Here is a 12,262-nt window from a genome sequence, read left to right on the forward strand (position 1 = left end):
TATGAATAAAACTCATATTTATACTGTATCAATTCATACTTTTATTCAATTTAAGCATAAAAAACCATTTCACTAATAATTCTAATTTCTTTTTATACAGTATTCTTGCATATATTTATTAAAGTAAATTGCCTAATTTATTCTCCGAAAACAAATTCAAGAATATTCCAACTGGTCACTATATATACTTCTAATAACATAAACTGTAAAGGAGGAGTCCGTACATAATGGAATATAGATTATTAGGTAACACGGGATTAATAGTTTCAGAGATAGGATTCGGTTCTTGGGCAATTGGTGGAGATGAATGGGGTGCAGTAAAAGATAATGAATCCATTGATGCAATTGAGAAAGCAATTGACCTAGGGGTCAATTTTATTGACACTGCTGATGTTTATGGATTAGGTCATAGTGAAACACTAGTTGCAAAAGCTATAAATAATCGCAGACAGAATATCATTCTTTCTACAAAAGGTGGATTAATTGGTCATCATTATGACCCAAATCAACCAGCTGTTTATGGAGATCCTCAAAAGATCATTGATGCATTTGAGGCTAGTTTACTACGGCTTAAAACGGATTATATAGATGTTTACTTTTGTCATATTTGGTGGGATAAACCTGAAGAAACAGAAGCCTTTCTACAAGCTTTCCAAACCTTAAAAAAATCTGGCAAAGTGAGAGCCGTTGGTGTTTCTACTAATGATTTAGATTATATCAAACATTTTAATCAAGATAATGATTTAGATGTTGTGCAATTTGATTATAGTATTTTAAATAAAGAACCTGAAAAAGACATCCTTCCTTATATTGAAAAACATAATTTAGGTGCTGTGATAAGAGGTCCACTTAAGATGGGAATTTTAACTGGGAAATTTAATCATGAAACTCAATTTCCAGACGATGATTTAAGAAAAGATTGGCCAAAAGAACAGTGGTTTAAAGGTAGCTTAAACAAAGTAGAGAAATTACGTTCACTTGTACGATCAAATCGAAGTTTAGCGCAAGTTTCTTTACGTTATGTTTTAAGTCACCCTGCTGTTTCAGTTGCTATTCCTGGTGCAAAAAATTCTACTCAGGTTGAAGAAAACTCTTCCCACTTAACTCGTCCATTATTATTAGATAATGAAATTGAATTCATTAAAAAGCTTTGATCAGCTCGTTATTCTCCCATAAAAATCAAACTGATTTAGCTACCAAATCCCTACCATTACTTCTTCTCCACTAGAACATATCTTTAACACTTACACCTTATTTTTTCTCTTTTCCCAACAATATCTACAGTGGTTCTGGTGCAAATAAAGGATACATTCCAAAAAACAATGATGATTCCTACCGGAATCGTTCTTTACGCTGTTAATCCAAATAATTGATGAATGAATTGTTTTTGATTTTGAACAGACTGATCTCGTAAATCAATCTGTTCTTTTTGTATCATATGCATGGCTTCTCTACTCCTGCAAGAATAAATGTAGCTGTGCGAAAAGATTTAAGTCCTAACATAGAGCGTATACGTTTTTTAATGAAACGATGGTCTTGCTCTACGATGTTATTTAGATATTTTATCTGCCTGATTTGAATGCCTAACGGCATTTTTTTCTCTTTCTTCAACCCGCTGATAGCAATGGGATAGGCGGGATTTTTATCAACTGTAATTGCACGAGGTTTTGAAACATGAAAAGACCGCAAAGCCTTCTTGAAGAATCGCTTTGCAGCCTTATGGTTTCTAGATTTACTGGGATAAAAATCAATCGTGTTCCCTCCAGAATCAACGGCACGATATAGGTACATCCATTGTCCTTTTACTTTTATGTACGTTTCATCTACTCTCCAGGAGTCATTCGTTTGTTTGAGATGACGTCGAATTCGCTTATCTAACTCCGGCCCATATTGATGGACCCACCGCATAATCGTTGTATGAGCCAAGGATAGTCCTCTTTCCTCCATCATTTCTACCAAATCACGAAAACTAAGATTGTACCGTAGGTACCAACGTACAGTTAATAGAATAATATCTGGCTGATAGTGCTTCCATTTAAACAAAGTTTCCTTTTTCATACTGATCACACACCCTTTTGTAGAGTAATAGTATCAGTATGTCCAAGATTTACAGATTCATTGCACAAGTGTTATATTTTTTGCACCAGAATCGTATTTTTTTTGTTAGCTTGATAGCGATGTGGTGCTACCCCAAACTGAAATAAAAAATAGAGTCTCAGGAACGGGATTCTGAGACTCTATTTTTTATTTTAAACAGGAAAGCATAATTTTCTCTAATTCTTCTTTACTTAAATTATCTGCAAGAATTGTAACTTGATAAGTATTATTCTTTCCTTTTGCAGGAACAATCATCTTAATTACTTTAAATTTATCCTTTGTATTTTCAGATAAACTTATTTTTGTCCCGACTAATTCATAATTAGTTATCTTTTCACTAGTCCCTACTATCCCCTTCAGCGAATCTTCTCCTTGATCTCTAACTGCAGATTGATACACCATATATACGGAATCTTCATTTCGATATTCATAAACAATAGTGGGATCCATTTTTTTAATAGCCAATGGTGTTTGAATATCTTTTCCAGTGAATTTATACCCTTTTACTACATACGTTGGTCTCTTAATTTGAAAACCAAGATATTCCTGTGCTTGCTTTTTAGTCAATTTTAAAGACGAATAAATTTTCTGTCTAAATGGTCCAATTTCTTCAACATTTTTCTCATATTTTTTTTGCTCTTCTGGTTCTAATTTTTCAGGACTTCCTGCTAATTTTACTTTCTTATACAAAATCTGTGATGCTGTTTCTAAATTAATAAATCGCTCAAATTCTTCCTTCGTAAACAGATCCCTAGCCACTCCAAGCTCTGTAAGTAAAGTATTATATTCTCCTTCTGAAACAAAAAATTCTGATTCTGCCTGTTCTTTAGTACCAATCATTTTTTCTACAATTTGCTGTATAGAAATATCAGGTTGTGTTTTTAATTCTTTCATATTATCTTTTACTTCTTTTTGTTGTTTCTCAGGATTTTTCGGTATATCAGCACGGGCATTTAATAAGGATACAGATGATACAGCAATAACTGCCACAGCTCCTAGCGCAGACCAGCGATATGATTTTTTTTTGAATTTTTTAATCATTAGAATTCTCCTTTTTAACATTCTTTTGTTTTTACTAAAATTCGCCACACCGGGTACTTGATAATAACCTGAGTAATGTTCCAAAAGACTAATAATAGTATGGCCATATGCAATTTGTTCCTCTGAATCTATACATGTAAGAGCTAATGCATCGCATGCTAGTTCTTGATCTTCCCGCATACATGAGTAGGCATACCAAAGAATAGGATTAAACCAATTTAAAATGAGTAAGCCATGCATTATCCAGTTCACACCAACATCCCTTCGCTTGATGTGAGCTAATTCATGATAAAAAATATACCGTAATTGTTGTTCCTCTAATATTTCCATATGTACTGTTGACAACAGCAACCTAGGCCGAATAAATCCGAACACTGTTGGACTGGAAACCTTTCCAGATACAAGTAGAGCGATTTCTTGTCGAACAGACATAGATTGCTTACACTCTTCAAAAATCTGGACAATCTTTTCATCTGTAATAACAGGTTGTTTTTTTATGTAAAGTAATAAACGCCTGTTCATAATAAATGTAGCAAAGCTTAGAAGAATAACGCCAGTAAGCCAGATGTATATACAGATTGTATAGAATGGAACCGTCCCATCATCCTGCTTTTCATTATTGTGTGTTTGTGTCTTGTTTGCCTGATTAGTTTGTGTTGAACTTGAGGTATAAGTATTTTCTTTTGTAAGAACCTTTGTATCGTCTATACCTTTCAATTCTTGCATACGTTCTTTTGAAGGAAAAATAGCTGCAGGGGTTCGGCTAGAAATGAATGCATCATTATTCTTGTAAGTAAGAACAGAATAGATACTATAGGAACTATCTGGCGACCAAGGTAATACAAGTCTTATTATTAATATAATCCATAGCATATATTGCCAACGTGGAGTTAATTTATTTCTAAATAACACCTTGATACATAAGATTAGGACCACTAATATACTAGCCATAATAGAGGTCTCTATCAACCAATCAAAAAAATGAAGCAGATAGACATTTATAAACATTTCTATCATTATGATCTATCCTTCCTCTGATTTTCCTCAGTTTTTTCATCCAGGATACGTTTAAGCTCGTTAATGTCTTCTGAAGACAACTTTTCTTCTTTCAAGAAATTTACCAGTAATGGTTTAAATGCTGCACCATAGAAACGTTTAAGCAAAGATTTTGTTTCTACTTGTAAATAACTATCTTGCGAAACCAAAGGATAATAAGCGTACATTCGCCCTTTATCTTGATGGTAAGCAACTGCTTCCTTGTGAACTAATCGATTAATTAGTGTTCGAATCGTTTTGGGTTTCCAATCCATATTCTTCTCCAACTCTTCAATCACTTCATTTGCTGTTTGTGGAGATTTTGACCACAGTACTTTCATTACTTCTAACTCCGCTTCTGAAATTTTAAGTAATTCTTTCATTGTTTTAAATTACACCTCCCTTGGATTACACTTGTAATCCGTAACAGAATATTACACTTGTAATCTTACGTTGTCAATCTTATTTTATATTTAGGAATTCCTTTCCTATTCCCATCAGCATAAGAACAAAAAATTAAGATAAGTATAAACTTTCATGTCCTCCTAATGAGACAAGAAAGTAGATGCTTCATAAATGTTTTTTGTTACTAATATAGATTTGAATTTACACTTCACATTTATTTAGTATTTGCTATTTTTACAAAGTTTCCACATTGGTGTCTTCATATTAAGAAGTCCCTACTTTCATGTCACAATATACGGAAAAGAAAGTGGGGACTAAATGAACTAGATTTATTCGTAATTAAACATAGTACGCTAGAAAATTAGTTCCTACTTTCAGGTCTTTCTACAATTGTTGTACAAAGACCTGAAAGTAGGAACTTCAATTTCTAACGAAAAATAACACAGTAAAAAGAGCGTGTTTTCATCTATTTATCTAAACACGCTCTTACGAATATATAAACCCTATATAAATTGCCAATTCCATTCTGAGTTTCTTTTAACCCTTTTATAATCTGTAGAGCTGCTACCATCCTGCACTTGCATTCATACCAGATCCCATAAAAGTAATAAATAACGGCCATAATAACGGCCATAACGTAAGAAGTATATTTACAAGTATAAGTATACTATATACCCCAGGGAAATTATGATTTTTACAATTTACCAATACTAAAATCACTAATAATATTATGGGTATTAAATATAAAAATAGCATTATAAACCAATACCATGTCATTAAAGTAAGACTCAAAGGTCCTAATATCATGTGTACAACTCCGAATGATATTCCTAATGCCCCAAAACTAAAGGTTGTAATTATTGTTTTTACAAGCACTTTAGCGAATTTTGAGTCGTACGTTTTTCTGCTATATAGACCTATCACAATGTACAACGATAGATAGGCCATTAATACACCTATCCAAGTCAATAACCAGTCTGCATCTAACATAAAGAAGACAAACAGCGACCAACTCACCCCTACTATTGAAAAAACAAGGGAAATAATTATATTTTTTAAAACTGGTTTCATGTTCATTTCACATCCTTTAAAAACTTAAGAATACATTATTAGCTTATATTCTTCTTTTTTTACCGCTTTACTATAGTCTGTTGTATATTTAATAACAGTAATTCCTTTACTTCTAAGTAGATTCTTTTCCCACGTTCTGCATCAGTTGACAGTTTAAAATTAATCATAATTTATTTTAATTAAATATATATTAACATTATATTAAGTATAAGTAAATAAAATTAACTTTAATTTAATATGTACCGCTCTTTTAATGGGGATTATTTATATGAATAATATTAATGTTATTCGAAAAATTATGGCATTTCGAAAAGGTGCAGGATTAACTAGTAAACGTTTATCTGAAGTAGCTGATACAAGATCTTCCATGTTAAGTAAGATTGAGTAATGGATCACGAATCCCCCCTTACAAACACTAAAGTTAATTTCTGTAGCATTAACTATTCCTTTAATTAATTTTTTCTTGGAAGATACTAATACAGAAGAATTAGTTGTAAGAGCGGATCAAAGAAAAAAATAACTTTCCCTGAAAGCGTTAATGTTTCGTATGAGTTATTCTCTCCTAATTTAGATGGATCACTGCACTGGAACTGGCTTTAATATGAATCTGCTACCTCAAACCGCTTCATCTCAAGTAAAACTATATCTAAATGAATGCCAATTCCATTCTGAGTTTCTTTTAACTAATACATATCTTTTTATATACGATTATCATGCCAGAAGTTTATTGGAAAATGATTATTCTCATTATAAGCTTCAAATTCATAACCTTTTTCTTTTAACCCTTTTATAATAGCTGGAACTGCCGCGACAGATTGTGGATGAATATCATGCATTAAAACAATTTCTTTTGAAGACGTCGCACCTGCTAAGACATTTTGAACAATTTTTGCAGCTGCTACATCAACAGGTAATTTATTGTATTTCCAATCTAAAGAATCAATTGTCCAATCCCACACTTTTAAATTATTTCCCACTACTTGATTTCGAAGTGATTCATTTAATCCAGGCATTGATCCATATGGTGGGCGTGTTAATTTCGGTGTGTTTCCAATAACATTTCTAATTAAAAATTGATCCTCTTTCATTTCCTTAACATATTCTTGATTGGTATATAGCTTTTTAAAATCATGTGTCATGCTATGCATGCCAACATAGTGGTTCTCTACATGTTCTTGTTTCACTAAATCTGGGAACCTTTTCACATTGTTGCCAATTAAAAAGAATGTTGCTTTCACATTATTTTTCTTTAATACATCTAATAGGTTAGCTGTATATTTTCCTGGTCCATCATCAAAAGTTAAATATACAACTTTTCTTTCTTTACCATCAAAACGATTAGGTATCGATTTTTTAAATTTATTTTTAGGTAGACTGCTCACTTGTTGAACACTGTTTACCTCTTTCGCATTTACCAACTTTGGATTCGTAATAGATTGAAACATGTAATACCCTATTACTACTAATGTAATGGCCAACAATACACTTATAATTCTTTTTTTCTTAAGCTTAATTTTCATATTATAATCTTCTTTCTATCGTATTAATAATCTGTATAGGTAAAAGTTAGTGTCCTGCACTAGCGTTTATGGCATTTCCTATAATAGTTAGAATTACTGGAAATAATACTGGTCCTAAGGTAAGGAAAATGTTTAAAAGTATAATAAATTTATATAGTAAGCTATAATTTTTACTATTACTGTTTTCGAATACTAGGATGAATAATGTTATTATAGTAATTAAATGCAGTAATAACATTATCAACCAATAATACATCATTATAGTAAGATTCGCCTTTTCTAATAGTTGGCATGTTATCCCTATTATTATTCCTAATACTGTAGCATTAAAGGAAATAAACAAAATTCTTTTTAGTATTCTAGGTAATGTTTTGTGATCCACAGTTTTATTATATAAGCCTATTAAAATACCTAAAGATAGATATGCTAGTACTAGGCCTACCCAATCCCATATCCAATCTTGACCTCCCATTAAATTAAACAAAAGCGAAATGATTCCTCCTACTGCAAGAATCAAGGAGATTATAATGTTAGTTAAAGCTGATTTCATAATGTTTTCACTTCCTAAAAATTTTTATATTAAAGCAATGGTGTTTACTCATATATTGTCATCTACTTATTAGAACTGCTTTTTAATTAACTGAGAATCTGTTTAATAGTGTTCTTTCTTTACTTTTTTGGAATCATACTTCCTCCTGTTCCCTATACAATTTGTGTACCTTGATTCAATTTATATTTTAAATCATTATTTTGTAAAGAGCCTTCTCCCCACTTTATGCAATTTAATAGGTCTAATCATTCTTGCTAATGCTGATGATCCTAGTTAGATATTCTCTTTACCACTAATTCTTTTAAGAGCTTATATAAATGATTATCATTAACTGTATATGCTCAACTTAAAAATGGTTCTATTGCTTTGCCTACAAACCCAGATTCTATTCCAAGTGCCAGTCCATCCGCTATTGTATTGTCAATCCAAAAGTCTTACACAGAAATTTCATCATATAATCAGGTCATCATACTTAATAGTTCATATGGAGAATAAGTATCAATCATTTCTTGTCTTATTTACTATTCTTACAACTATGCAGGTGCTTGAAAATTAATCATAATTTATTATAATTAAATATATATTAACAACATGTTTAGTTTAAGTGAAAATAATTAATTTTAATTTATTCACTTATTTAAAGGGGATTACGGATATGAACAATATTAATATTGGTGAAAAAATTATGGCATTTAGAAAAGGTGCCGGATTAACTAGTAAACGGTTAGCTGAATTATCTGATATAACACCTTCCATGTTAAGTCAGATTGAGAAAGGAATTACGAATCCATCCTTACAAACACTAAAACTAATTTCTTTGGCATTAAATATTCCTTTATTTAATTTTTTCTTAGAAGATACCAATACAGAAGAATTAGTTGTAAGAGCTAATCAAAGAAAAAAAATAACTTTCCCTGAAAGCGGCAATGTTTCGTATGAGTTATTATCACCTAATTTAGATGGATCACTGGAATTCGCTTTAATGAATCTGTTACCTCAAACCGCTTCTTCTATGGAACCTATGGCACATAAAGGTGAAGAAATAGCATTTGTTATGGAAGGCCAAGTAAAACTATATCTAAATGATGCGGTTCTACTTCTTAATCCAGGTGATAGTGTTAAAATCCCACCATATGCAAAACATAAATGGGAAAACACCTCTTTGCATAAAGTCACTGTTATATTTGGAGTAACCCCACCATCTTTTTAATTTCAAATACTAGCGCATAAAAGTTAGAGAAAATAATTCTCTAACTTTTTTGTATACATAACTGTATTAAAAAAATAAAAACTTGTCTCATAATTATTCGAGATTAAAATCTAAAAGATTAAGAGCAGTTAGAGACCTTTCTAATTACATACTTAATTTACTTTTTAATATCCAGTATTTTTCTCCGTTAGTTTCAAAAGAGAATTCTACCCATCCATTTGAATCTTCACGATAAATAAAGATGTTTGTTCCATGAATTACTGTACCAACTCTATTTTTCTCGACTGCTACATCTGATTTGCTTTTAATTTTTAAGTTAAATGGATAAGGTACATGGTAATAAGCAGCTGTTGATACAACATTTGCTGTTGTCCCATCTTCATACATGTTATATGGAATGTTATTAGATAACGCTTCAACATCTAATGTTTCAGGATTCTTTGGTAATTTTTTTGCAGATGTATAGTCTTCCGCACGGAAAGGTTTAATACGTTCCATAATATTTGCAATTTTTCCAGCCCAGCCTTTGTCTGATGCATATTTTACGTTCATACCAGCTAATGTTGGTCCATTATAATGCATGCCATCTTCTTCTAAATATCTTTCTCGTACATAATTGGCATTATAAGCTATACTGTCGCCGTAGGTTGGTAAATATTTTGCATATTTAAACGGATCCTTATCATACGCACGTAACCCAAATAAATTGTGTTTTCGATATGCAATTTCTGATTTTCCATATCCAGACTCTAAAATTGCATGGGCCGCTAAATACTGTGCATTCACACCATATTTATTTTGCGCATCAATAAAATCTTGTCCATGTCCCATTAATGGACTATCCGAATGGGATTGTGCAATAAAACTATCAATCTCTTGGGCAGTAATATTAGAAGCAACTGTTAAGTTTAAATCTTCATATGATGTAGCAGTAATGATTTCTTTGTCTTTTAAACCATTATTTTGATTTTGTTGCAACATATCCGTTTTAGCAGTAAGTTGAGCGGCCTCAGCGCGTGTTATAGACCTATTTGGTTGCCAGCCGTTATCAGTGCCATTAGAAATTTTTAAATCAATTAAAACATTGACGAATTTTTCACCCCAATGCCCTTTTAAATCCTCAAATTTACTTTGGTCATTATCATGTGCTGTACTTTGTAGTTTATAAGCATTTACTAGCATCGTTGCCATGGCAGCGCGAGTTACTTTACCGGATGGATTGAAGATTCCATTCCCTTCTCCTTTAATAATGCCAGCTTTTTCAGCTGCAGCAATATATGGAGTAGCCCAATGGTTTTGTGAATCTGTAAAGGATGGTTTTGCATCGAAGTCAATTTCTATCCCTAAAACTTTTGTCATAATTTTTGTGGCCGAAGCTCTGTCTAATGAATCATGAGAACCAAAAGTGCCATCTGGATAACCATTCAATACCTGTTTATTAACTAAATAATTAACAGATTTGTCCGCCCATGCTGGAACATCTGGGAACTTATGAGTATTCGCAAATGTATTAGATGAGTAGGATAGTAGACTTCCTGCAATAATTCCTGTAGCAATTAACTTGGATTTCATAAAATATTCTCCTTCTAAATCTTAATTTCTATCCATTTTCATGCATTTAATTTACATTATTCCTTTATTAAGAAGTAATAATAAAAAATTGCAATAAATGTTGGTGAGATTATTGAATAATTAACTATATTGTTAATGGATAATATATATAAGGAGTTGCATAAATAAAGGTTCTTTACCCAGCAAAGTATATAGAGAAAAGGTATTCTATCAATATGTATCTTTTAAAAATTTTTAGGCATAACATACAGTTGGTTCAACTATATTAGTTACCTGTATATAGGTGTCAATTAACAAATATAAGTTTATCTTCAACTATTTTAATTAAATTCAAGTTAATTTTGTATACTTATTAAACTAGTATACAAAATTGAAAATCAATCTCAATGAATCTTGATTAATTATAGTTAAGTATATATTAATACGTCAATACTTTATTAATTTTTAGTAAATAAAATTAATTTATATTGTTTTTTTAAGTAAACATTAAACATTTTTGTTAAAGTTATTCATTGACACTCGTGTACATAAGTAACTATAATCGTTACACCGAATTGAATAGATGTCAGCATCATTACAAACATATAAATATAAAAATAAAAAATCTCAATTTGGTAAGACAATAGATTGGTAGAGGTGTATATTTTTATGAAGCGCAAATTAATCACAACAGGTATCCTTGCAGGAGCTATATTATCTTATTCTTCTAATATTTTAGCGGATACTCACAAATTTCCTGATATTCCAAAGTGGGCAGAGCAATCTGTTAATTACTTAGTGGATAAACAAGTCTTAATTGGTTATCCAGATGGCACTTTTGGCTCAAATGTTACGTTAGATCGAGCTTCCGCTGCAACAATTATAACAAAAGCTTTAGGAATAGAAATTGATCCAAAAGCCAAACCTTCTTTTAAAGACTCTCAAGACCACTGGGGCGCTCCGTATATTGCTGCAGCTGAAAAAGCTGGCATTATTAAAGGAGAAGGGAATGGAATCTTCAATCCATCCGGTAAAGTAACTCGCGCTGCCATGGCAACGATGCTAGTAAATGCTTATAAACTACAAAGTACAGCACATGATAATGACCAAAGTAAATTTGAGGATTTAAAAGGGCATTGGGGTGAAAAATTCGTCAATGTTTTAATTGATTTAAAAATTTCTAATGGCACTGATAACGGCTGGCAACCAAATAGATTCATAACACGAGCTGAAGCTGCTCAACTTACTGCTAAAACAGATATGTTTTCTAAAGAAATAAAAGATAAATTGAGAGAAAAAGTCAACAGAAAGGATATGGATATCAATAGTAAAGAAGGTGAGTCAATTTCAATAGAAAATCGATCTTTAACTACTGAGACAGCTGTTTCAACACAAAATAAAAAAGAACAAATTCTACTAAATCAACACAAAAAACATTCTGGTAAAGTAACTGCTAAAACAGAAAAGTCCTTAATTATTTCTGATGGAAATACAAGTTTAGATGCTATGGTTTCTTCCCCTGAAATCCTTAAAGATATTCAAATTGGAGATACCGTTACTATTTATGCACCTATTTTTATAGATGGTCTTGTATTTGGTCAACCCGATACAGCTAAATATGCAATTGTTCAAAAAGAAAATGAAGAAAACGTGCTAAAAAAACAATATAAAATGCACACTGGAAATGTAATCAATAAATCAAGTGACGCTATTGAAATTTCTAGTGAGGATTCGACTGTTAGTGCTATCGTTTCCCCTGAAATCTTACAGGATATAAATATT

9 protein-coding genes and 2 pseudogenes are annotated in these 12,262 nt (G+C 31.5%); 4 read left to right on the forward strand and 7 right to left on the reverse strand.

Annotated features, from left to right (window positions below):
• Nucleotides 1-227: 227 nt before the first annotated feature.
• A complete protein-coding gene (locus HMPREF2590_RS12685; RefSeq protein WP_000456651.1) occupies nucleotides 228-1,154 on the forward strand; it encodes an aldo/keto reductase in 927 nt (308 codons plus the stop codon).
• A 194-nt stretch (nucleotides 1,155-1,348) separates the two neighbouring features.
• Here HMPREF2590_RS12685 and HMPREF2590_RS12690 read toward each other — a convergent pair.
• From HMPREF2590_RS12690 to HMPREF2590_RS12705, 4 genes and pseudogenes are all read right to left on the reverse strand, one after another.
• Nucleotides 1,349-2,058: pseudogene (locus tag HMPREF2590_RS12690) on the reverse strand (IS6-like element IS240C family transposase).
• A 186-nt stretch (nucleotides 2,059-2,244) separates the two neighbouring features.
• Nucleotides 2,245-4,155: a beta-lactam sensor/signal transducer gene (locus tag HMPREF2590_RS12695; RefSeq protein WP_000571807.1), complete on the reverse strand. Its 1,911-nt coding sequence runs from the start codon at nucleotides 4,153-4,155 to the stop codon at nucleotides 2,245-2,247.
• On the reverse strand, nucleotides 4,155-4,556 hold the full coding sequence (locus HMPREF2590_RS12700; RefSeq protein ID WP_000661368.1) for a BlaI/MecI/CopY family transcriptional regulator: 402 nt from the start codon (nucleotides 4,554-4,556) through the stop codon (nucleotides 4,155-4,157). Before HMPREF2590_RS12700 ends, HMPREF2590_RS12695 begins: the two co-directional genes overlap by 1 nt.
• Nucleotides 4,557-5,142: 586 nt before the next feature.
• Nucleotides 5,143-5,649: a DUF3902 family protein gene (locus tag HMPREF2590_RS12705; protein ID WP_000805738.1), complete on the reverse strand. Its 507-nt coding sequence runs from the start codon at nucleotides 5,647-5,649 to the stop codon at nucleotides 5,143-5,145.
• 268 nt (nucleotides 5,650-5,917) lie between these two features.
• Between HMPREF2590_RS12705 and HMPREF2590_RS31080 the strand changes: the two are divergent.
• Nucleotides 5,918-6,304 (forward strand): annotated as a pseudogene (locus tag HMPREF2590_RS31080) (helix-turn-helix domain-containing protein); the annotation flags it as partial.
• 43 nt (nucleotides 6,305-6,347) lie between these two features.
• On the opposite strand, the gene HMPREF2590_RS12710 reads toward HMPREF2590_RS31080, so the two are convergent.
• Both HMPREF2590_RS12710 and HMPREF2590_RS12715 read right to left on the reverse strand, forming a co-directional pair.
• Nucleotides 6,348-7,169 carry a peptidoglycan-N-acetylglucosamine deacetylase gene (locus HMPREF2590_RS12710; protein WP_050822766.1) on the reverse strand — a complete coding sequence of 274 codons (822 nt, stop codon included), beginning with the start codon at nucleotides 7,167-7,169 and terminating at the stop codon, nucleotides 6,348-6,350.
• 46 nt (nucleotides 7,170-7,215) lie between these two features.
• On the reverse strand, nucleotides 7,216-7,719 hold the full coding sequence (locus HMPREF2590_RS12715) for a DUF3902 family protein (RefSeq protein WP_000833549.1): 504 nt from the start codon (nucleotides 7,717-7,719) through the stop codon (nucleotides 7,216-7,218).
• 655 nt (nucleotides 7,720-8,374) lie between these two features.
• Here HMPREF2590_RS12715 and HMPREF2590_RS12720 point away from each other — a divergent pair.
• The gene (locus tag HMPREF2590_RS12720; protein ID WP_001059760.1) at nucleotides 8,375-8,929 is read left to right on the forward strand and encodes a helix-turn-helix domain-containing protein; all 555 of its coding nucleotides are present in this window, start codon (nucleotides 8,375-8,377) and stop codon (nucleotides 8,927-8,929) included.
• Between the two features lie 144 nt (nucleotides 8,930-9,073).
• On the opposite strand, the gene HMPREF2590_RS12725 is transcribed toward HMPREF2590_RS12720, so the two are convergent.
• On the reverse strand, nucleotides 9,074-10,501 hold the full coding sequence (locus HMPREF2590_RS12725; RefSeq protein WP_070861441.1) for an S-layer homology domain-containing protein: 1,428 nt from the start codon (nucleotides 10,499-10,501) through the stop codon (nucleotides 9,074-9,076).
• A 648-nt stretch (nucleotides 10,502-11,149) separates the two neighbouring features.
• On the opposite strand from HMPREF2590_RS12725, the gene HMPREF2590_RS29910 reads away from it, so the two are divergent.
• Nucleotides 11,150-12,262: S-layer homology domain-containing protein (locus tag HMPREF2590_RS29910; RefSeq protein WP_141763538.1), on the forward strand; the 1,113-nt coding region annotated here is incomplete at its 3' end.

Origin of the sequence: Bacillus sp. HMSC036E02 (assembly GCF_001836235.1) — a bacterium.
In the GTDB taxonomy this organism is placed as follows: domain Bacteria; phylum Bacillota; class Bacilli; order Bacillales; family Bacillaceae_G; genus Bacillus_A; species Bacillus_A cereus.